The following is a 19,559-nucleotide window of genomic DNA, read 5'->3' as shown; positions in this document are numbered from 1 at the left end:
ACCGTCGAAGCCGTCAATCGGACAGTAGCGAGGATCAATCTACGCCCGCGCAAGCGCTTGGGCTGGAAGACGCCGTACGAAGTGCATACAGGGGTGAGCGTTGCACTTATGTGTTGAATTCAGGCAGGATAACGAAGTGCCGCAGTTTGGCGGTGACCACATGAACATCTACTCGGTCGCCTACAGTCTGGACACTGCCCATCTTTACAGCGGTGTCAGCTTCGCGCAGATCAATGCGGCCGGTCAGGCCGTCGCCCCGCTGTTTCTGGGCTGATCGCGGCGCTCGCGTTACGCTAACGCGGCTCCAGTGGCAATGGATGGCAACCTGGGGCGGGGCCTACTTGGCAGGTTTATGCAAGTACGCTGAGTTATCGAATATACAACTTCATGAAAAAAGGATTTTCCATGGATATGGCAAAACAAACGTTGGATCTGGAACTTATAAGGGCCAAGTTGCACGCGCGCTTGGGTGGTCGCGGGATTGATGTAGAAAAAGTATTCGTGACCACCATTGTCGTTAATGACCAGGGCAAGGAAGTGGTTTCCAGCTCTGATTCATTGCCGATGTTTTTCCTCCAGCACTTGCGCGAAGGGCGTGCCCCTATCGTAGGTGCGGGTGTAAATCTCTATGTGCAGCAATACAGCCTTGATGAAAACCACCGTTTCCATGCAGTAACGGTGGATGAGTTGAATAGCATGGCTGTCAGCATTGCCCGGGATGTTCTGGACAACTAAGTTTTGAAGTGGCTGTAGTAAGAAGGCCCGGCATTCATGTCGGGCCTTTTTTTATTTACGCGGGTTGATAGCCCATGCGCCAACTGACGGTTTGGGTTGTGCTCAACAGTTTTTGCGCCGCCGGGCCGTTTTCGTCAGCCTGGAACAGCGAAGTCGGCCCGACCACGGTCAACACCGCAGCGACATTACCCAACGCGTTGAACACCGGTGCCGAGAGGGCGTCCACCCCCGGCAGCAGCAGGCCATGAATGTGATGCAGGCCCCGGGCACGGATCTGTGCGCAGACCTGGGCGTAAGCCGCCTCGTCGGCCAACAGGTGCTGGGCACTGGCGTTCAGCTCTTGGTCGCGTAGCTCGCGGGTCTCACGCTCGGGCAGGAAGGCGCTGAACACCAGCCCCGTGGACGAACTGAGCAAGGGCAATACCGAACCCAATTGGGTGACCACCGTCACCGCACGCACCGCCGGCTCGATGTGCACCACGGTGGCGCCCTGGTTGCCCCACACCGCCAGAAAGCAGGTTTCGTTCAACTCATCGCGCAGTTCGGCCAGGGGCAGGGCGGCGACTTTCAGCACATCCAGGCTGCCCAGGGCGGCCAAGCCCACCCGCAGCGCTTCGCGGCCCAGGCCATAGTGGTTGGTGGCGCCGTTCTGTTCGGCAAAACCGCTGGCGATCAAGGCTTGCAGGTAACGGTGGACCTTGCTCGCGGGCATCTGCACATGCTCGGCCAGGCGCGACAACGAGGTGGCGGGCGACAACTCGGCCAGGGCCTTGAGGATGTCGGTGCCGACTTCAGCCGAGCGGACTTTTTGTTTATCGGTGCTGCGCGGCTTTTCCATGATGGCAAAGTGATCCCGGGACGAATGGGCGTCTTTATAGCTTGACGGTCAATACCAATCAAATTACGTTAAGCGTAATTCGATTACGATAAAAATAACTCTGGCGTGCCGAATCTCCTGCAAGGGGCGTTGGCCACAGCCTGTTCCTGCTCAGGAGGCCCCATGACCCTCGACGCCCGTTCTGCGGATTTGGCTTACCAATCCGGTTTCGGCAACGAATTTTCCACTGAAGCGCTGCCCGGCGCCCTGCCGGTTGGCCAGAACTCCCCGCAAAAAGCTCCCTACGGCCTGTACGCCGAACTGTTCTCCGGCACCGCGTTCACCATGGTGCGCAGCGAAGCGCGGCGCACCTGGATGTACCGCATTCAGCCGTCGGCGCGCCACCCGGCGTTCGTCAAACTGGCGCGGCAACTGGCGGGCGGCGGGCTGGGGGCGGTGACGCCCAATCGGCTGCGCTGGAACCCCCTGCCGATGCCGGTCGAGCCCACTGATTTCATTGATGGCATGGTGGCCATGGCCGCCAACTCGGCGGCCTCCAAGCCTGCCGGCATCAGCATTTACCACTACGCGGTCAATCGCTCCATGGAGCGGGTGTTCTTCAACGCTGATGGCGAACTGCTGCTGGTGCCCGAACAGGGGCGCCTGCGCATCGCCACCGAGCTGGGCGTGCTCGAGCTGGAGCCGCTGGAAATCGCCGTGCTGCCCCGTGGCCTGAAGTTTCGCGTCGAGCTGCTCGACGCCCAGGCCCGTGGCTATATCGCCGAAAACCATGGCGCGCCGCTGCGCCTACCGGACCTGGGGCCCATCGGCAGCAATGGCCTGGCCAACCCGCGGGACTTTCTGGCCCCGGTGGCGCACTACGAAGACCTGCGCCAGAGCACCACGCTGGTGCAGAAATTCCTTGGCGAGCTGTGGGGGTGCGAGCTCGACCACTCGCCGCTGAACGTGGTCGCCTGGCACGGCAACAACGTGCCCTACAAGTACGACTTGCGCCGCTTCAACACCCTCGGCACGGTGAGCTTCGACCATCCCGACCCGTCGATTTTCACCGTGTTGACCTCGCCCACCAGCGTGCATGGCCTGGCCAACCTCGACTTCGTGATTTTCCCGCCGCGCTGGATGGTGGCCGAAAACACCTTCCGCCCGCCGTGGTTCCACCGCAACCTGATGAACGAATACATGGGCCTGATCCAGGGCGCCTACGACGCCAAGGCCGAAGGCTTCCTGCCGGGCGGCGCGTCGCTGCACAGCTGCATGAGCGCCCACGGCCCGGACGGCGAAACCTGCACCAAGGCCATCGAGGTCGAGCTGGCGCCGCACAAAATCGACAACACCATGGCCTTCATGTTCGAGACCAGCCAGGCCCTGCGCCCGAGCGAGTTCGCCTTGCAGTGCCCGCAATTGCAGGGCCAGTACGACGCCTGCTGGGCCAGCCTGCCCGTGACTTTCAACCCGAACCGGAGATAACCCATGAACCAGCCAAGCATCCCCCGTAGTTGGGTTACCTGCGCCAACGACCACGCCGACTTTCCTTTGCAGAACCTGCCGCTGGGGGTGTTCAGCCAGGGTGGCGGGGCGCCGCGCAGTGGCGTCGCCATCGGCACGCGCATCTTCGATTTGCAGGTGGCCCTGGAGGCCGGGTTGTTCGACGGCGCTGTACGTACGGCGGTCCAAGCCATGGCCGGCGGCCAGTTGAACGCCTTCTTCGAGTTGGGTGCCGGTGCTCGCGTGGCCCTGCGCGAACGTTTGCTGGAGCTGCTCAGCGAAGGCAGCACCCTGCACGGCAAACTCCAGGCCCTGGGGGCGAAATTGCTGCCCCTGGCCGCCGATTGCCAGATGCACCTGCCGGCGCGCATCAACGACTACACCGATTTTTATGTCGGCATCGAGCACGCGCAAAACGTCGGCAAGCTGTTCCGCCCCGACAACCCCTTGCTGCCCAACTACAAGTACGTGCCGATTGGCTATCACGGCCGCGCGTCCACCATCCGCCCTTCCGGCACCGAGGTGCGGCGGCCCAAGGGCCAGACCCTGCCCGCCGGGCAAAACGAGCCGACCTTCGGCCCGTGTGCACGGCTGGACTACGAGTTGGAACTGGGGATCTGGATCGGCCAGGGCAACGCCATGGGCGACTCGATTGCCATCGGCGATGCCGCCGAGCACATCGCCGGTTATTGCCTGCTCAACGATTGGTCGGCGCGGGATATCCAGGCCTGGGAATACCAGCCTTTGGGCCCGTTCCTGTCCAAGAGCTTTATCACCAGCATTTCGCCCTGGGTGGTGACCGCCGAGGCCCTGGCGCCGTTTCGCCAGGCGCAAGCGCCGCGCCCCGAGGGCGACCCGCAGCCGCTGCCGTACCTGTTCGATAACCGCGACCAGGCAAACGGCGCCTTCGACATCGACCTGGAGGTGCTGCTGCTGACCCAAACCATGCGCGAGCAGAACCTGCCGGCCCATCGCCTGACCCTGAGCAACACCCGGTACATGTACTGGACCGTGGCGCAAATGGTCGCCCACCACAGTGTCAACGGCTGCCAGTTGCAGGCCGGCGACCTGTTCGGCTCGGGCACCTTGTCGGGGCCTGAAAGCGGCCAGTTCGGCAGCCTGCTGGAAATCACCGAGGGCGGTAAAAAGCCTATCGAACTGGCCAGCGGCGAAGTGCGTAAGTTCCTCGAAGATGGCGACGAAATCATCCTGCGCGGCCGCTGCCAGCGTGAGGGGTTCGCCTCCATCGGCTTCGGCGAATGCCGCGGCACCGTCGTCGCCGCCCGCTAAGAGAGGCGCGCCATGGAGCTCTACACCTATTACCGCTCGACCTCCTCCTACCGGGTGCGCATTGCCCTGGCGCTCAAGGGGTTGGATGCGCGCGCGGTGCCAGTCAACCTGATTGCCGCCGAGGGCGGCGAGCACCGCCAAGCGGCCTATCTGGCGCTCAACCCCCAGGGCCGGGTGCCGGCCCTGCGCACCGACGAGGGCCAGTTGCTGATCCAGTCGCCGGCCATCATCGAGTACCTGGAGGAACGTTATCCCCAGGTGCCCCTGCTGGCCCGCGACCTGGTGCTGCGCGCCCGCGAACGGGGCGTGGCGGCGCTGATCGGCTGCGACATCCACCCGCTGCATAACGTCAGCGTGCTCAATCGGCTGCGCCAGGCCGGGCAGGACGAAGCGGCGGTGGCGCAGTGGATCGACCACTGGGTCAGCACGGGGCTGGCGGCGGTGGAGCAGTTGATTGGCGAGGAAGGCTACTGCTTCGGCGCCACGCCGGGGCTGGCGGATGTCTACCTTATCCCTCAGCTCTATGCGGCGGCGCGTTTTGGCGTGGGGCTGCAGGCTTACCCGCGGGTTCGCCGCGTGGCCGCGTTGGCCGCGCAGCACCCGGCCTTTATCGCCGCCCACCCGCTGCACCAGGTGGACACGCCGGCGGCCTGACTCAATGCACGATGCTGTGGGGCGGCAAATGCCCCAGGCGTTCGGTCAGGCGCAGGCGCTGGATCGGGTCGTCGCTGAGCAGCAGCGCGTGTTCCAGGTCGAAGCGTTCGGCGTTGGGGCAATCGAGGTGCTGGTAAAGGCTGGCGCGGGCCAGGTAATCGGCGACGTTGGCGTTGCCCAGTTCCAGCACGCGCTCGGCGTCCACCAACGCAGCGAGGTGGTCGTCATTGGCCAGGTGCAACTGGCGCAGGTTGCGTGACAGGCGCTGGAGCATTTGCGCCGGGTCGGCGCTGTGCAGGTGTTCGGCGCGCAACTTCATCTCGGCGCCGTACTGGCGGTGCAGTAACTCGCGGCAATCGTTGGGGTACAGGCGCCGGCCGCCGCAGGGGTCGAGCAGGTGATCGGCCCCAGGCACCCGCAGCAGAAAGTGCCCAGGGAAATTCACCCCGGCCAGGGGTATCTCCAAACGCCGCGCCAACTCCAGGGCCAACAGCCCCAAGGCCAACGGCTGCCCGCGCCGGCGTTGCAGCACCTTATCCAACAGCGCAGCCTGAGGCCGTAGCGGGATGTGGTCATCCTGGGCGAACCCCAGGTCATTCATGCGCCGCAGCAGTGGCTGGCCCAGTTCCGCCGCCGGCAGCATGGGCAGGCCGCTGCGCATAAGTGGCTGCCATTGGGCCAGCTCCTGGAGCACCTGGTGCGGCTGCACTCGGGCGTCATGCTCGGCGCAAATCCACAGGGCTGCCTCGAACAGCGCCGGCGGCGAGCGGTGCAGGCAGTCGAAAAAGGCTTGGCGCGGGGTCATGGGCATCTCCGGGCAATACCTGATAGCCGTCAGAAAAGGCGCCGAGCCAAGCCAGTTCCCACTGAGGTGGTCGGAGTGCCAGATATTGGCATCAGGGAATGCCCCGTTTTAGCCCCGCTACCGCTTTTCGTCCAGTGCCAGGCGAACACCCTGATGGGTTATGTCGTAAAACCTGAACGGTGGTGGCGCTTATTCCTGCATGCTCCGGCAATCTTTTCCCACGGGCCTATACTTGGCCTCTACCTGACGCCCGCGGGAGCCTGACAATGTTCGCGCTCATGCAAGCCACCGGCCTTGAGTCGATGCACCTGAGCATCGACCCCAGCACCGGGTTGAAAGCGGTCATTGCCATCCACAGCAGCCGCCTCGGGCCGGCCGTGGGTGGTTGCCGCTACCTGGCGTACCCCGATGACGAAAGTGCGGTGGACGACGCCGTGCGCCTGGCCCGGGGAATGAGCTACAAGGCGGCCCTGGCCGGTTTGCCGTTGGGCGGCGGCACGGCGGTGATCCTGCGCCCGCCCCATGTGGAAAGCCGCGCGGCGTTGTTCGAGGCGTTTGGGCGCTGCGTCGAGCAACTCGACGGGCGCTACATCACCGCCATCGACAGCGGCACCTCGGTGGCCGACATGGACTGCATCGCCCAACAAACCCGGCATGTCACCAGCACCACCGCGGCGGGCGACCCTTCGCCCCACACCGCCATGGGGGTGTTCGCCGGCATCCGCACCACCGCCATGGCACGCCTGGGCAGCGACAACCTCGAAGGCTTGCGCGTGGCCATCCAGGGCCTGGGCAACGTGGGCTTCGCCCTGGCCGAGCAACTGCACGCGGCGGGGGCCGAACTGCTGGTCAGCGACATCGACTCGGGCAAGGTGCAACTGGCCATGGAACAACTGGGCGCCCACCCCATCGCCAACGATGCATTGCTCAGCACCCCGTGCGACATCCTCGCGCCCTGTGGCCTGGGCGGCGTACTCAACAGCCACAGCGTGGCGCAATTACGCTGCGCGGCGGTGGCCGGCTCGGCGCACAACCCCCTGACCAGCCTGCAAACCGCCGACCTGCTGGAAAGCCGCGGCATCCTGTATGCGCCGGACTACGTGATTAACTCGGGCGGGCTGATCTACGTAGCGCTCAAGCACCGCGGCGAAGAACTGCCCACCATCACTGCCCACCTGTCCAACATCGGTGTGCGGCTGACAGAAGTCTTCGCCCACGCCCAGGCGGAAAAACGCTCCCCGGCGCGGGTGGCCGATGAGCTGGCCGAACGCCTGCTCTATCGGCTGTAGCCCGTCACTCGGCGGGCGGGTTGAGCAACTCGGACAAGGCGTCCGGCTGGCTCTTGAACGCCTTGGCGAACACATCGCGGTTTTTGGCCATGTAGATCCCGGCTTCTTCCACTTGCTGTTCACTCAGGGACGGCACTGCTTTTTGCAGAACTTCTGCCAACAATTCAGCCAGTTCCAGCATTTTGTCATGACGATCAGCTTCGGCTTTATCCATGAACAAACGCTCCAGATCTCGGCTGCTGCGGTATACCACTTCGACGGCCATTCACCACCTCACATGCCTTCACGAAAAGTTGTCTCTACGACTACTGTGTTTTTATACAGCTAAAAGCATAGGCGAATCTTTCGGGTTTGGATAGTGGCATTTTTGCTTGCTACAGCACATGACGTGCCCCGTGCCAGCCGTTTGCCATCTAAGCTGCGCCCCTGGCCTTTTTTCTGCATGCAGAAAACCGTCACCTTCATCGCGCATGATCCGGTCGAGCCGACCTAAGGAAGTACCTCCGTGAAAATAAACTGGGCCGAAAACCTTCGCCAGAACGTCCATCAACTGGCCGAAACCCTGGGCAACCTGTTTGTCGAAACCTTCCATTACCTGGCGCTGTTCGCCATCGGTGCCGTCACAGCCTGGGCGGCGGTGATGGAGTTTTTGCAGATGATCGAAGCCGGGCACATCAAGATCGACGACATTCTGCTGCTGTTCATCTACCTCGAACTGGGTGCGATGGTGGGGATTTACTTCAAGACCAACCACATGCCCGTGCGTTTTCTGATTTATGTGGCCATCACCGCATTGACCCGATTGCTGATTTCCAACGTGTCGCACCACAACCCGCCGGACCTGGGGATCATTTACCTGTGTGGCGGCATTTTGCTGTTGGCGTTTGCCATTTTGGTGGTGCGTTATGCCTCGTCCCAGTACCCCTCGGTGAAGGTCGGCAGTTCGCCCCATACCAGCCGTGAAGCGCTGAACGACGACAAAGGCGAGAGTTGAGCCCAGGGGTGGCGGCCGATTTCTGCGGCCGCTTCGCTACAACAGTTGTGGGGTGGGGTTAGAGGGGCGGGCCGGTTTGGCCGGGGCAGGCATATCGCTGCTATCGCCGTCGGTCATGGCTTCGAGTATGGCCAGGGCGCTGTGGCCCTGCTCGATGGCGATGCCGAATTGGATGCTTTGCACCACGCGTTTGAGGCGCTGTGGGTCGTTGCGTTGGGCGGTGCTGATAAGCCGTTTGGCCACCACCCGCCCGGCCTCGGACAGGGTGAGCATGATGCTGCCGTCCGGGCCCTGGATACTCAGGTTGACCTGGTACTGCGGGGCGAAGGTGTCGGTTATCAGTTGGAAAGGGTTGTCCATGAGGCGTTACCGCTGGCTGGGAACATGCACTGATTGACTCGTTGTGCGGCGGATTGGTTCGTACTAGCGCTGCAAGATTTCAGCTACAAGCGACGAGAGGTGCATCAGCATTCGACCCAGTTCACGGCCAGGCCGCCCCGTGACGTTTCTTTGTATTTGTCGTGCATGTCGGCGCCGGTATCGCGCATGGTGCGGATCACCCGGTCCAGGGAAATGAAGTGTTTGCCGTCGCCGCGCAGGGCCATTTGCGTGGCGTTGATCGCTTTGACGGCGGCGATGGCGTTGCGCTCGATGCACGGCACTTGCACCAGGCCACCGACCGGGTCGCAGGTCAGGCCGAGGTTGTGTTCCAGGCCGATTTCGGCGGCGTTTTCCAGTTGCTCTGGGGTGGCGCCGAGCACGTCCGCCAGGCCGGCGGCAGCCATGGCGCAGGCTGAGCCGACTTCGCCTTGGCAGCCCACTTCGGCGCCGGAGATCGAGGCGTTTTTCTTACACAGGATGCCGACGGCGGCGGCACCGAGGAAGAACGCCACCACGTCGTCGTCTGACGCTTGCGGGTTGAATTTCATGTAGTAGTGCAGCACCGCCGGGATGATCCCCGCCGCGCCGTTGGTGGGCGCGGTCACCATGCGCCCGCCGGCGGCGTTTTCTTCGTTGACGGCGAGGGCGAAGAGGTTGACCCATTCCATCGCCGACAAGGTGGAAGTGATGACGTTGGGCTTGCCGATTTCCAACAGGCTGCGGTGCAGTTTCGCTGCCCGGCGCGGCACATCCAGGCCTCCGGGCAGCAGGCCTTCGTGGCGCAGGCCCTGCTCGACGCATTCGCGCATCACCGCCCAGATATGCAGTAAGCCGCTGCGGATGTCGGCGTCGCTGCGCCAGGCCCGTTCGTTGGCCATCATCAGTTCGCTGACCCGTAAGCCGTGCTGATTGCACAGGGCCAGCAGTTCGGCAGCGCTGTTGAAGTCGTAGGGCAATTGCACATCGGCCGTCGGCGCGATCCCCGACTCCGCCTCGGCCGCTTCGACGATAAAACCGCCGCCTACGGAGTAATAGGTTTGTTCCCACAACAGGCCGGTATCGCCAAAGGCACTCAGGGACATGGCGTTGGGGTGGTAGGGTAGGCTCTCGTCGAGTAGCAGCAGGTCGCGCTGCCAGTCGAAGGCGATGCTGATGCGCCCGGCCAGCAGCAGTTCGCCGCTGTCACGCAACAGGGCGATGCGCGGGGCGATGCTGTTGGGGTCGATGCTGTCGGGCCATTCGCCCATCAGGCCCATGACCGTGGCGCGGTCGGTGGCATGGCCGATGCCGGTGGCGGACAACGAGCCATACAGGCGTGCCTCGACGCGCCGCACGTCCCCTAGCAAACCCTGGTCGTAAAGGGCTTGGGCGAAGGTGGCAGCGGCGCGCATCGGGCCGACGGTGTGGGAGCTGGACGGACCGATGCCGACTTTGAAGAGATCGAAAACGCTGATAGCCATGCTAAAGCCTTACCAGTAATGGAAGAAAAATCGCTGCCATTTTCTGTAGGACAAGCGCGAGGTCGGCGATACTGCCTAGCTCGGTCGCCAGTGACCAACGAAACTTCCTAAGACAGCCTTTAGCAGGACTAAACAATGAGCCGGCAATTCCATGGCCAAACCTACGTCTGGCTGCACGTGTTTTCCTGTGCGGCGCGGCACTTGTCGTTCACTCGTTGCGCCGAGGAACTGCACATCACCCCCGGCGCGGTCAGCCAGCAGATCCGCCAATTGGAAGAACGCCTGGGCTTTCGCCTGTTCCATCGCCGCGCCCGGGGCGTGGAGTTGAGCGCCGAGGGCCAGCGTTTGGCTATTACCGTCAATGAGGCCTACGGCAGCATCGACGCCGAGCTGCGCCGGCTGGATGCGGGGAGGATCAGCGGCACTTTGCGCCTGCGCTCGATCCCGTCCTTTTTGAGCAAATGGCTGACGCCGCGCCTGCCGCGCTTGCAGCAGCATTTCCCGGACATTCAGTTGCGCCTGGTGGCTGAGGACAGCAGTGTGGCGCTGCACGAAGGCGACTTTGACCTGGCCATCGACCTTAACGACGGCAGCTATCCGGGGCTGTTATCTACCACCTTGCTCGATGAGCAGATTTTCCCGGTCTGCGCGCCGAGCCTGCTGCGCGGCCGCCCACCATTGCACGGCCCGGCAGACCTGGTGCACTTCCCGCTGCTGCACGACATCACCGCGTGGCGCGGCAGCTACGAGTATGCGGAGTGGGAGTTCTACCTTGATGCCATCGGTTTTCACGATGCCGACGTGCGCCGCGGCCACACCTTCAACCGCAACCATCTGACCATCGAAGCGGCCATCGCCGGCATGGGGGTGGCCATCGCCCGTCGTACTTTGCTTAATGACGAGTTGGAGCGCGGCACCCTGATCGTGCCGTTTGGCGTCGCGGTGCCCAATTACAAGCGCTACATGCTGCTCTACGCCCCGGGTGCGCTGAGCCACCCGGGCGTGCGGGCGGTGCATGATTGGCTGGTGGCAGAAGCGGCGGCGTTTCGCACGTTGCACCCCGTAGCGAGCGGGCTACGCGGTAGCCCCCACGCACCCACAGAGCGACTGTTGTTGTAGTAAGCGGGCTAGCCCGCTTACTACAAAGAGAGGGTATTTTCGCAAGGCCAGTGCTTAGCTAACTCCCGACCATAACAGTGCTTTTGCCCCATGTCCGGCTTTATTTGTCTATTCGTAATTATCTTTTTTTAGGGGTTGAAATGTCGCCTTGGCGGCGCAACTCTGTAGTTAAGAGGTCGCGAATTTTCGCTTTAAGGCGTAGGCGTTGTACCTCTCGCGAGCTAGCTGAAATAAGGGAAGAACTATGCAAATCCAGGTCAATAGCGATAACCATATTCAAAGCAGTGTCCGTCTGGAGGAGTGGGTCCGTACTACCATCGAAAGCACGCTCGAACGCTATGAAGAGGACCTGACCCGTGTCGAGGTTCACCTGCGGGACGAGAACGGCGACAAGCCTGGCCCCCATGACATGCGCTGCCAACTCGAAGCACGGCCAAAAGGCCATCAGCCGGTTTCGGTAACGCACAAGGCCGATACCTTGGAGCAAGCGGTCGAAGGCGCCGCCACCAAACTTGAGCACGCGTTGGAACACCTGTTTGGCAAACTGCGCGGCAAACGCACTGCCGCCACGCCGACTGATATTTCCCCCAAGGCGAACGACGCGCTGCTGGAGGATGAATTCCTGGAAAACGAACAGGCCGCGCTCAATAGCTGACGGCTAAGTCACCCCCAACGAAAACAGGCCTGCACATGCAGGCCTGTTTTGTTTTGGGCGGGGGCCAGTGATCTCCTCAGACCCTGTGGGATCTACCGCTTGTCACCGCCATCGAGTGCCGCCATCACGGGCAGGCTCGCTCCCACACAGGAAAAATGAAAACCGCACCCGTACCCCCGTTCAACTGTGGGAGCGGGCCTGCCCGCGATGGCGGTCTCACGATCGCTATCGCTGGCAAGCCAGGCTCCCACGGCGCGAGGGTTCTACAGGTTGCGGGCCACGCTCAGGGCCGAGTAGGTCTGGGCCACGGGCATGATTTCCAGGGAGTTGATGTTGACGTGGTCCGGTTGCCCGGCGATCCACGACACGGTGTTGGCCAGGTCCTGGGGTGAAATAGCGTCCACATCCTTGTACAACGCTGCCACCGCCTCATGGTTGCCGCCCAGGCGCACCATGGAAAACTCCGTGCCCGAACACAGCCCCGGCTCGATGTTGGTCACCCGCACCCGGGTGCCCGCCAGGTCGGCGCGCAGGTTGAGGCTGAACTGTTTGACGAACGCCTTGCTCGCGCCGTAGACGTTGCCGCCCGGGTACGGGTAGGTGCCGGCGATCGAGCCGATGTTGATGATGAGCCCCGCGTTGGCGGCCACCATGCCTGGCAGGATCTTGTGGGTCACCATCGCCAGCCCGGTGATGTTGGTGGCGATCATGCATTCCCAGTTCTGCGCGTCGGCGTGTTGCGCGCGCTCGATGCCCAGGGCCAGGCCGGCGTTGTTGACCAGCACGTCGATGGGCAAGGAAGAGTCGTGGATCAGCGCCACGGCGGCGTCCAGTGAGGCCGGGTCGGTGACGTCCAGGGTCAGGGGAATGAAGTTCTCCCCCAACTCCTGCTCTAATTGCGCCAGTTTGTCGGCACGCCGCGCGCCGCCGATCACCCGGTAGCCGTCGGCGATCAGTTGGCGACAAATGGCGGCGCCGAACCCGGCGGAAGCGCCGGTCACGAATGCGGTTTTCATACTGCTCTCCGGTTGAAAAATCAGGCCAGGTACTTCACGCCAAGGCTGGCGAACAGGCACAGCATCGACAGCACCAGCACTTTGCGCACCACCTCGCTGCCTTTGCGGATCGCCAGCGCGCTGCCCATGTGGTTGCCCAGGATGTTGCACAGCACCAGCGGCAGGGCCAGCAGGTAGATGACTTTGCCGGCCATGACAAAGGCCACCAGGGCGCCGATGTTCGAGGCGAAGTTGAAGGTTTTCGAGTTGGCCGAGCTGGACACCAGGTCCATCTTGAGCAGGTAGTGGAAGGCGATGATGAACATGCTGCCGGTGCCCGGGCCGAAAAAGCCGTCATAGAAGCCGATCACCAGGCACGTCAGCGGCACCACGGTGTAGAGCATGGCGGTGCTCAGGGTGTGTTCCTCTACCGGGCGATCCTTGGGGGTAAGGAAAATCAGGATGCCGAACGGAATCAGCGCCAGGATGATCTTGCCCACGGTGTCTTGGGAGATGGAAATAATCAGGTGCGCGCCCAGATAGGCGCCCAACAGGGAAAACGGCACGCCCACCAGGGCGACTTTCCAGACCATTTTGCTGTTGGCCAGAAAGTTGCGGATGGCCGCCAGCGTGCCCAGGGTGCTGACCAGTTTTTCCTGGCCCAGGGCCACTTGCGGCGGCAGGCCCACCAGCAGGAAACCCGGCACCAGAAACAGCCCGCCGCCGCCGGCGATGCTGTCGACAAACCCCGCGATAAAGGCGATGGCCCCCAGCAGCAGGATCGCGAAAACCCAGTGTTCAGCCCAAAACGATCCCAGCAGTTCCATAGCAATGTCCGATGTGTGAAAGGTGAAAAATCAGGAGAAAACTTCGTACAGGTGATCGGCGCGGGTGAAGCGCACCCGGTTCAAGTCGTTGACCGCGAACAGGCGGATCAGCCAGCGGTCGGCGCCGTCGTTGTGGGGCTCGAAACCGTCGCGGGCGTGGAGCACACGCTGGTTCTTGAAGATCATGAAATCCCCCGGCAGCAGCAGGTGCGCCTCGTCGAACTGACGCGATTCCACCAGGGCTTTCAAGGCGTTGAGGGCGCATTGCGCCTCGGCGTTCATGGCGTAGGTGTTTTCGCAGTCGAGGCGGCACAGCCATTCACCGCCCAGGCCCCGCACCAGCAAGGGCAGGTGCGGGGTATGGCGGCGGTTGCTGGCGAAGGAGTCGGGGCGGCGGATCTCGAACTGCGCCTGGGTCAGGGCGTGCACCGTGGACGCGGGCAGGGCGGCGACCACCTCATCGACACTGACCAGGGTGGTATTGATGCGCGGGTCGCAGCGCATGCCGAAGAACGACAGGTACTCGGGGCAGCATGAGGCGCCTTCCAGGGTTTCCGAGGACAGCGGCAGGTCGGGGTTATCCACGTGATAAGAAAAGCGCAGCCGCGAGCCGTGGGAGCTTTTTTGTGCACCTGAGGCGCGGGCCGGGATCACGTGGCGGAACAGGCGCCCGTCGTTTTCACCCTCGTACACCACCGGGTTGATGCCCAGCAGGCTGTGCAGCGACAGGCTCACCAAGCACGCAATCGGCGTGCTTTTGGGGCTCAGCACGCCGGAGTAGGGCGTAGGCGGAATGTCGCGGTCGCGCGGGCAGTTGCGGATCACCAGGGAGGTCAGTTGCGGGTCTTCGACGAAGCGGCGGATCTGCTGGGTCAGGGCCGGGCCCAGCACGTCCTGGGCTTGTTCCTTGAGTTGGAAGTAGATGTCCTTGTTGGCTTCAAAATCCAGTGGCGTGTGGTTGAGAACGGTTTGCCAGGCGCTGGAGTTGACCCATGGCAGCCTGATTTCCAGGGAGGTGACGGCCTCGGCGGCGAACTTCGGATGTGCGCTTTCCATTTGCGGTGAAACCCCATATTCCGGTGCTTGATGCCATTAGATTTCGTGCGGCGTGGCGGCAGCACGATTGTTGTTGTGGAACCGATGGCGGCGCGTGGCGCATCGCCCTCTCGACCCGGCGGCAGCATGGTATGTGCGTCGATATTGAGTCGATTTAATAATTGTAATTATAAAAATTAAATCGATTCAATTTATTTCTTCGATGGTCCGTGCGCGTTGCGCCGCTGAGGCCGTTTAAGGTGATGATTAGAAAAGGAAATTTCCCAGTGTTTTTTTTCATCGAAAGTGACTTGAGCGGCCAGGGAGTGGAGGTTTAAACGGTTTTCCCGGTGCAAAGGGACAGCGCCCTACAGGGCAAAAAATGCACCGTGATTGTGCGGCCGAGCGGTAGGCGCGGGGGATGGGAAAGGGCTTGGTTGTCGGAAAAGTCTCAAGGGGTGTAATGATGTTAATCGGTGAATATTGCACCTAATGCTGTGCGATTACTCTTATGCTTTTTTTCATGCTAGGCTTCCGCGTTCTTGCAATTTCTGGTGTTGTCCCTATGTGGGTTCCTCAATACAGCGGCCAAGCGCAGCCGGTCTACCTGATGATCGCCGACGCCCTCGAGCGCGACATCCTCGCCGCGCGGCTGGAACCGGGTGATCGCTTGCCCACCCTCAAAGAGCTGGCCGAAACCCTGAAAGTCACGCCAGGCACCATCGGCCGTGCCTATGACGAAGCGGGCAAACGCGGTTTGGTGGTTGGCGAAGTGGGGCGCGGCACCTTCGTGCTGCACAAGCGTGTGACCCAACCCGCGTCGCAGGTGCTCAAGAGCCCGGCCAGCAAGGCCGAGACGGGGCACATCGACCTGTCCATCATCAAGCCCAACGACAGCGGCATGACCGAATGGCTGCGTGGCTCCATCGTCGAGCTGGCGCAATCGCCGGGCCTGGGGCGGATCCTCGACTACACCACCGATGGCGGCCACGCGGTGCATAAAGAAGCGGGCGCGGCGTGGGTGCAACGCAGCCTGCCGCAGGCGTCCTGGCAGCAGATCGTGATTACCGCCGGTGCCCAGCATGGCTTGCTGGTGGCTATCAGCAGCCTGTCGCAGGCCAACCAGGTGATTCTTTGCGAGGAATACTGCTACCCCGGCATCATCTCCCTGGCCCACAGCCTGGGCCGGCGCCTCAAGGGTGTGCAGGTGGATGAGTTCGGCCTGGTGCCCGAGTCGCTGCGCCAGATGTGCATCGAGCATCGCCCGGCGCTGCTGATCTGCGTGACCACCCACCAGAACCCGACCAACTCGATCATGCCCGCCGAACGGCGCGCCGAAATCGCGCAGATCGCCCGCGAGTTCGACCTGTTCATCATCGACGACGATATCTACGGCTTCCTCGAAACCCGCAACGTCCACCAGCCACTGTCGGCCTACGCGCCGGAGCGCTCGGTGTACCTGACCAGCCTGTCCAAGAGCATCCTGCCGGCGCTGCGCATCGGCTACCTGTATGCACCGGCCGAAACCCTGTCGCGGTTGTCGTCCATGGTGCGCAGCAGCGTATGGATGCCCTCGCCGCTGATGGCGCAACTGGCCAGCAACCTTATCAACAGCGGCATGGGCGCCGAACTGGTGAAAGTGCAGCAGGACGAGGCCGCGCAGCGCCAGCAAATGGCCCTCGAAATCCTCGGCGGCTACGACATCCGCAGCCAGCCCAACAGCTTCCATATCTGGCTGGAATTGCCGCAGCCGTGGACCAGTGACGAGTTCGCCAACCTGGCGCGGGCCAACGGGGTGACGGTGGTCAGCGGCAGCCAGTTCCTGGCCCAGCGCACAGGGTCTACCCGGGGAGTGCGCATCGCACTGATGACGCCAACCCGCGAAGAACTGGCCTTCGCCCTGACCAAACTCGCCAGCCTCCTGGCCGCGCCGGAGCCGCGGTTGTTCTATTGAGGCAAGCCAGCCCCCACAGGCTGGCAATGCCAATCCAACACCTGCCCAACCTTTGTCGGAGCGGGCCCGCCCGCGATGGCGCCCTCCAGATCGCCCTCGCTGGCAAGCCAGACTCCCACAGGCCAGCAATGCCCATCCGACGCCCGCCCACCCTCTGTGGGAGCGGGCCCGCCCGCGATGACGCCCTTCAGATCGCCCTCGCTGGCAAGCCAGGCTCCCACAGGCTGGCAATGCCAATCCAACACCTGCCCAACCTCTGTGGGAGCGGGCCCGCCCGCGATGGCGCCCTTCAGATCGCCCTCGCTGGCAAGCCAGGCTCCCACGATGTTGCCCCAGCGCCCTTGGCCGGTGGCGCCGGCGAAGTGTCCTACTCGGTAATAAGGCTTTGGCGCTTGACCGTGCGAACAGGAGTATTTTGCAAACGAGAATATTTATCATTATGCTGTGCCCCATCAAGGTGCGGGTCCGGCGTTATGGCCGCAGCGCACGTCATGGGTTTCAAGGTCGAAACATGAAAAGCAAAAACGGCGCGTTGCCGGTTTCCTATCGCCTGGCAGTGACCTCACGGGTACTGGCGGCGGTCTTCGGTGGTTATCTGCTGGCGGCGTTGGCCAGCGTGTGCATGACGGCGTTGCTGCCCATCTCCCGTGCGGATGCGGTGGCCAGTGGGATGATGACGTCGTTTTTGGTGTACCTGGTGGCGGTGCTCTGGTGCTTTGCCTGCCGCACGGCGTTGCAGGCGTGGTTGGGGTTGGGCGTGCCGGGCGCGGTACTGGCCACTGTCAGTGCGCTGGCCTACTGGGTGGGGCGCACATGAAAGAGGGCTTTCGCCAGGCGATGGCCTGGCTGCATACCTGGACCGGGCTAATTTTCGGCTGGCTGCTGTTTGCGATTTTTCTGACAGGCACCCTGTCGTACTTCAAGGATGAAATGACCCATTGGATGCAGCCCCTGCCGCCGGTGCACAGCGTCAACGCCGAGCAAAGCGTTGCCCTGGCGCAAGGCTACCTGCAGGCGCATGCCCAAGGCGCGGCGCGCTGGTTTATCGGCCTGCCGCACGAGCGCCAACCGGGCCTCTCCGTGGCCTGGCAACGGCCGGCCAAGAACGAGGGCGAGCGCGGCGAGTTCTTCGACAAAGTGCTCGACCCGCTGACCGGCGCCGAGCGAGTGAGCCACGACACCGCTGGCGGCAACTTCTTTTACCGCTTCCATTTTCAATTGCAGATGCCCTATCCGTGGGGGCGCTGGCTATCGACTGCGGCGGCCATGGTGATGCTGATCGCGCTGGTCACGGGGATCCTCACCCACAAGAAAATCTTCAAGGACTTCTTCACCTTCCGCCCGCGCAAGGGCCAGCGCTCTTGGCTCGACGGTCACAACGCGGTGGGCGTGTTGGTGCTGCCGTTCCACCTGATGATTACCTACAGCAGCCTGGTGATCTTCATGACGTTGGTTATGCCGGCCAGCATCGTGGCCAGTTACGGCAACGATTCCCGGGCATTTTTCAAGGAGGCGTTTCCCTCTAACAACAACCTGCCGGCCGCCGGGCAACCCGGGCAGTTGCTGCCCCTGGCGCCGTTTTTGGCCCAGGCGCGCGAGCACTGGGCCGGCGGGCGAGCGGGGCGCCTAACGGTGAACCACCCGGGGGACGCCAACGCTTCGGTCAACGTCTTCCCCCACAACGCCGACCACGTGGTGCAGGATTTCGGCCGCTCCCTGTCCTTTGGTGGTATCGATGGTCAACTGCTCAAAGAGGCTGTGCCGCAATCGCTGCCGATGGCCATCGGCGGCAGTTTTGTGGGCCTGCACATGGGCCTGTTCGCCGGGCCGGTGCTGCGCTGGCTGTACTTCCTCTGTGGCCTGGCCGGCACGGCGATGATCGGCACCGGGCTGGTGATCTGGCTCGGCAAACGCCAGTTGAAACACGCCAAGAGCGGGGTAATGCCGTTCGAGTTGCGCCTGGTAGAGGTGCTCAACATCGCCAGCATGGCTGGGTTGGTGCTGGCGGTGGCGGTGTTCTTCTGGGCCAATCGCCTGCTGCCCGCGCAATTTGCTGAGCGGGCCGACTGGGAAGTGAACAGCTTCTTCATCGCCTGGGGCTTGAGCCTGCTCCACGCGGTGCTGCGGCCTGGGCGCCGGGCCTGGGTCGAGCAACTGGGGCTGGCGGCCCTGCTGTTTATCGCGGTGCCGCTGCTCAATGCCCTGACCACCGGCCAACATGTGCTGGCCTCTATGGCCGGCGGCGACTGGATCATGGCCGGGTTCGACCTGACCTGCCTGGGCAGCGGCCTGTTCCTGGCCTGGGCTGCCTGGAAAATGCAGCGCCCGGCCCCGCAGAAAGCGCCCGCCCAACCCCGCGCCGAACGCCCGCGGCCCTTGCCCGCCAACCCCGAGGTGACCTGAATGCTGCTGCCATCGCTGCTGTGCTACAGCGGCTTCACCGCCCTGTGCCTGGCCATGGACCGCCATCACCACGACCTGCTGGGCCGCAAACCCACCGCCGGCCAACGCCTGGCCCTGTGCCTGGGCGGTTGGCTGCTGCTGGCGCTGTCGCTCGCCGCGGCCCTCACCGCCGCCGATTGGGGCCTGGGATTGGTGCAGTGGTGCGCGGTGCTGATGGGCAGTGCCTTGCTACTGGTGGTGCTGTTGCCCTATCGCCCACGGCTGGCGCTGGGAGTCGCGGGGGTAGGGTTGGTGGTGAGTCCGGCGGTATGGGCATTGATCTAGCCGCCCCACCTTGTTTATGGGGGTAATGTGGCGTTCAGTTTTTTAAACGCGATTGGCCGCGACCCAGAGTGAGTCGTAAGGAAGCTTGCAGCGTAACGTGCGAAGTACTTTTGAGCGGGAATTGATGTGCCGCTGCAACAGGGCTGAGGCGTTCGGCCTTTGCGTTAGTTTATTTGTTTGGGATAGTCCGGCCTGAATTCAACACATAAGTGCAACGCTCACCCCTGTATGCACTTCGTACGGCGTCTTCCAGCCCAAGCGCTTGCGCGGGCGTAGATTGATCCTCGCTACTGTCCGATTGACGGCTTCGACGGTC

At 62.9% G+C, this 19,559-nt stretch carries 20 protein-coding genes and 2 pseudogenes; 13 read left to right on the top strand and 9 right to left on the bottom strand.

Annotation, left to right across the window (positions count from 1 at the left end):
* Window positions 1-117, top strand: a pseudogene (locus tag AC19YT_RS26625) (IS30 family transposase); the annotation flags it as partial.
* Window positions 118-405: 288 nt separating this feature from the next.
* On the top strand, window positions 406-735 hold the full coding sequence (locus AC19YT_RS26620; RefSeq protein WP_095107882.1) for a hypothetical protein: 330 nt from the start codon (window positions 406-408) through the stop codon (window positions 733-735).
* A gap of 55 nt (window positions 736-790) precedes the next feature.
* Here AC19YT_RS26620 and AC19YT_RS26615 read toward each other — a convergent pair whose 3' ends face one another.
* Window positions 791-1,573, bottom strand: a complete 783-nt coding sequence (locus AC19YT_RS26615) for an IclR family transcriptional regulator (protein WP_095107883.1) — start codon at window positions 1,571-1,573, stop codon at window positions 791-793.
* Between the two features lie 162 nt (window positions 1,574-1,735).
* Here AC19YT_RS26615 and hmgA point away from each other — a divergent pair, with 162 nt between their 5' ends.
* The 3 genes from hmgA to maiA are packed head-to-tail and all read left to right on the top strand — an operon-like array spanning window position 1,736 to window position 5,002.
* Window positions 1,736-3,040 (top strand): homogentisate 1,2-dioxygenase, encoded by a 1,305-nt coding sequence (hmgA, locus tag AC19YT_RS26610; protein ID WP_500611303.1) that lies wholly within the window; start codon window positions 1,736-1,738, stop codon window positions 3,038-3,040.
* A 3-nt stretch (window positions 3,041-3,043) separates the two neighbouring features.
* Complete coding sequence (gene fahA / locus AC19YT_RS26605) at window positions 3,044-4,348, top strand: fumarylacetoacetase (protein ID WP_500611302.1); 1,305 nt, start codon at window positions 3,044-3,046, stop codon at window positions 4,346-4,348.
* Window positions 4,349-4,360: 12 nt separating this feature from the next.
* A complete protein-coding gene (maiA, locus tag AC19YT_RS26600; protein WP_500599806.1) occupies window positions 4,361-5,002 on the top strand; it encodes a maleylacetoacetate isomerase in 642 nt (213 codons plus the stop codon).
* Window position 5,003: 1 nt separating this feature from the next.
* Here maiA and AC19YT_RS26595 read toward each other — a convergent pair whose 3' ends face one another.
* The gene (locus tag AC19YT_RS26595; RefSeq protein ID WP_095107887.1) at window positions 5,004-5,807 is read right to left on the bottom strand and encodes a SirB1 family protein; all 804 of its coding nucleotides are present in this window, start codon (window positions 5,805-5,807) and stop codon (window positions 5,004-5,006) included.
* Between the two features lie 266 nt (window positions 5,808-6,073).
* Here AC19YT_RS26595 and AC19YT_RS26590 point away from each other — a divergent pair, with 266 nt between their 5' ends.
* Complete coding sequence (locus AC19YT_RS26590; protein WP_095107888.1) at window positions 6,074-7,096, top strand: Leu/Phe/Val dehydrogenase; 1,023 nt, start codon at window positions 6,074-6,076, stop codon at window positions 7,094-7,096.
* Between the two features lie 4 nt (window positions 7,097-7,100).
* On the opposite strand, the gene AC19YT_RS26585 is transcribed toward AC19YT_RS26590, so the two are convergent.
* Window positions 7,101-7,361: a YebG family protein gene (locus tag AC19YT_RS26585; protein ID WP_010564043.1), complete on the bottom strand. Its 261-nt coding sequence runs from the start codon at window positions 7,359-7,361 to the stop codon at window positions 7,101-7,103.
* Window positions 7,362-7,601: 240 nt separating this feature from the next.
* Between AC19YT_RS26585 and AC19YT_RS26580 the strand changes: the two genes are divergently transcribed.
* The gene (locus AC19YT_RS26580) at window positions 7,602-8,090 is read left to right on the top strand and encodes a phosphate-starvation-inducible protein PsiE (RefSeq protein ID WP_500611301.1); all 489 of its coding nucleotides are present in this window, start codon (window positions 7,602-7,604) and stop codon (window positions 8,088-8,090) included.
* Between the two features lie 36 nt (window positions 8,091-8,126).
* On the opposite strand, the gene AC19YT_RS26575 is transcribed toward AC19YT_RS26580, so the two are convergent.
* The gene (locus tag AC19YT_RS26575) at window positions 8,127-8,450 is read right to left on the bottom strand and encodes a DUF3509 domain-containing protein (protein WP_095107890.1); all 324 of its coding nucleotides are present in this window, start codon (window positions 8,448-8,450) and stop codon (window positions 8,127-8,129) included.
* A 104-nt stretch (window positions 8,451-8,554) separates the two neighbouring features.
* The gene (locus tag AC19YT_RS26570) at window positions 8,555-9,931 is read right to left on the bottom strand and encodes an L-serine ammonia-lyase (RefSeq protein WP_095107891.1); all 1,377 of its coding nucleotides are present in this window, start codon (window positions 9,929-9,931) and stop codon (window positions 8,555-8,557) included.
* Between the two features lie 135 nt (window positions 9,932-10,066).
* Between AC19YT_RS26570 and AC19YT_RS26565 the strand changes: the two genes are divergently transcribed.
* Together AC19YT_RS26565 and AC19YT_RS26560 are read left to right on the top strand one after the other, a co-directional pair.
* Entirely contained in the window at window positions 10,067-11,050 is a 984-nt protein-coding gene (locus AC19YT_RS26565; RefSeq protein WP_095107892.1) for a LysR substrate-binding domain-containing protein, read from the top strand.
* 244 nt (window positions 11,051-11,294) lie between these two features.
* On the top strand, window positions 11,295-11,705 hold the full coding sequence (locus AC19YT_RS26560) for an HPF/RaiA family ribosome-associated protein (RefSeq protein ID WP_095107893.1): 411 nt from the start codon (window positions 11,295-11,297) through the stop codon (window positions 11,703-11,705).
* 263 nt (window positions 11,706-11,968) lie between these two features.
* Here the strand turns inward: AC19YT_RS26560 and AC19YT_RS26555 are convergent, their stop codons facing one another.
* The 3 genes from AC19YT_RS26555 to AC19YT_RS26545 are packed head-to-tail and all read right to left on the bottom strand — an operon-like array spanning window position 11,969 to window position 14,583.
* Window positions 11,969-12,721: an SDR family NAD(P)-dependent oxidoreductase gene (locus AC19YT_RS26555; protein ID WP_095107894.1), complete on the bottom strand. Its 753-nt coding sequence runs from the start codon at window positions 12,719-12,721 to the stop codon at window positions 11,969-11,971.
* Window positions 12,722-12,741: 20 nt separating this feature from the next.
* Window positions 12,742-13,527 carry a sulfite exporter TauE/SafE family protein gene (locus tag AC19YT_RS26550; RefSeq protein ID WP_095107895.1) on the bottom strand — a complete coding sequence of 262 codons (786 nt, stop codon included), beginning with the start codon at window positions 13,525-13,527 and terminating at the stop codon, window positions 12,742-12,744.
* Window positions 13,528-13,557: 30 nt separating this feature from the next.
* A complete protein-coding gene (locus tag AC19YT_RS26545; RefSeq protein WP_500611300.1) occupies window positions 13,558-14,583 on the bottom strand; it encodes a TauD/TfdA family dioxygenase in 1,026 nt (341 codons plus the stop codon).
* A 544-nt stretch (window positions 14,584-15,127) separates the two neighbouring features.
* Between AC19YT_RS26545 and AC19YT_RS26540 the strand changes: the two genes are divergently transcribed.
* The 4 genes from AC19YT_RS26540 (at window position 15,128) to AC19YT_RS26525 (ending at window position 19,243) form a co-directional block, all read left to right on the top strand.
* Window positions 15,128-16,516 carry an aminotransferase-like domain-containing protein gene (locus AC19YT_RS26540; protein ID WP_095107897.1) on the top strand — a complete coding sequence of 463 codons (1,389 nt, stop codon included), beginning with the start codon at window positions 15,128-15,130 and terminating at the stop codon, window positions 16,514-16,516.
* A 511-nt stretch (window positions 16,517-17,027) separates the two neighbouring features.
* Window positions 17,028-17,333 (top strand): DUF3649 domain-containing protein, encoded by a 306-nt coding sequence (locus AC19YT_RS26535; protein ID WP_095107898.1) that lies wholly within the window; start codon window positions 17,028-17,030, stop codon window positions 17,331-17,333.
* A complete protein-coding gene (locus AC19YT_RS26530) occupies window positions 17,330-18,919 on the top strand; it encodes a PepSY-associated TM helix domain-containing protein (protein ID WP_500611299.1) in 1,590 nt (529 codons plus the stop codon). The genes AC19YT_RS26535 and AC19YT_RS26530 overlap by 4 nt, the downstream gene beginning before the upstream one ends.
* Complete coding sequence (locus AC19YT_RS26525; RefSeq protein ID WP_095107900.1) at window positions 18,920-19,243, top strand: DUF3325 domain-containing protein; 324 nt, start codon at window positions 18,920-18,922, stop codon at window positions 19,241-19,243.
* A gap of 198 nt (window positions 19,244-19,441) precedes the next feature.
* Here AC19YT_RS26525 and AC19YT_RS26520 read toward each other — a convergent pair.
* Window positions 19,442-19,559: pseudogene (locus AC19YT_RS26520) on the bottom strand (IS30 family transposase); the annotation flags it as partial.

This window comes from Pseudomonas sp. MF08875, assembly GCF_059862525.1.
Note: the sequence above shows the minus strand (reverse complement) of the source record. Positions and strands in the feature narration are given on the sequence as shown.

Bases quoted from the DNA above. Each gene is read 5' to 3' on its own strand.
- AC19YT_RS26620 (WP_095107882.1), top strand. From the start codon at position 406: ATGGATATGGCAAAACAAACGTTGGATCTGGAACTTATAAGGGCCAAG.
- AC19YT_RS26615 (WP_095107883.1), bottom strand. From the start codon at position 1,573: ATGGAAAAGCCGCGCAGCACCGATAAACAAAAAGTCCGCTCGGCTGAA.
- hmgA (WP_500611303.1), top strand. From the start codon at position 1,736: ATGACCCTCGACGCCCGTTCTGCGGATTTGGCTTACCAATCCGGTTTC.
- fahA (WP_500611302.1), top strand. From the start codon at position 3,044: ATGAACCAGCCAAGCATCCCCCGTAGTTGGGTTACCTGCGCCAACGAC.
- maiA (WP_500599806.1), top strand. From the start codon at position 4,361: ATGGAGCTCTACACCTATTACCGCTCGACCTCCTCCTACCGGGTGCGC.
- AC19YT_RS26595 (WP_095107887.1), bottom strand. From the start codon at position 5,807: ATGACCCCGCGCCAAGCCTTTTTCGACTGCCTGCACCGCTCGCCGCCG.
- AC19YT_RS26590 (WP_095107888.1), top strand. From the start codon at position 6,074: ATGTTCGCGCTCATGCAAGCCACCGGCCTTGAGTCGATGCACCTGAGC.
- AC19YT_RS26585 (WP_010564043.1), bottom strand. From the start codon at position 7,361: ATGGCCGTCGAAGTGGTATACCGCAGCAGCCGAGATCTGGAGCGTTTG.
- AC19YT_RS26575 (WP_095107890.1), bottom strand. From the start codon at position 8,450: ATGGACAACCCTTTCCAACTGATAACCGACACCTTCGCCCCGCAGTAC.
- AC19YT_RS26570 (WP_095107891.1), bottom strand. From the start codon at position 9,931: ATGGCTATCAGCGTTTTCGATCTCTTCAAAGTCGGCATCGGTCCGTCC.
- AC19YT_RS26565 (WP_095107892.1), top strand. From the start codon at position 10,067: ATGAGCCGGCAATTCCATGGCCAAACCTACGTCTGGCTGCACGTGTTT.
- AC19YT_RS26560 (WP_095107893.1), top strand. From the start codon at position 11,295: ATGCAAATCCAGGTCAATAGCGATAACCATATTCAAAGCAGTGTCCGT.
- AC19YT_RS26555 (WP_095107894.1), bottom strand. From the start codon at position 12,721: ATGAAAACCGCATTCGTGACCGGCGCTTCCGCCGGGTTCGGCGCCGCC.
- AC19YT_RS26550 (WP_095107895.1), bottom strand. From the start codon at position 13,527: ATGGAACTGCTGGGATCGTTTTGGGCTGAACACTGGGTTTTCGCGATC.
- AC19YT_RS26545 (WP_500611300.1), bottom strand. From the start codon at position 14,583: ATGGAAAGCGCACATCCGAAGTTCGCCGCCGAGGCCGTCACCTCCCTG.
- AC19YT_RS26540 (WP_095107897.1), top strand. From the start codon at position 15,128: ATGTGGGTTCCTCAATACAGCGGCCAAGCGCAGCCGGTCTACCTGATG.
- AC19YT_RS26535 (WP_095107898.1), top strand. From the start codon at position 17,028: ATGAAAAGCAAAAACGGCGCGTTGCCGGTTTCCTATCGCCTGGCAGTG.
- AC19YT_RS26530 (WP_500611299.1), top strand. From the start codon at position 17,330: ATGAAAGAGGGCTTTCGCCAGGCGATGGCCTGGCTGCATACCTGGACC.
- AC19YT_RS26525 (WP_095107900.1), top strand. From the start codon at position 18,920: ATGCTGCTGCCATCGCTGCTGTGCTACAGCGGCTTCACCGCCCTGTGC.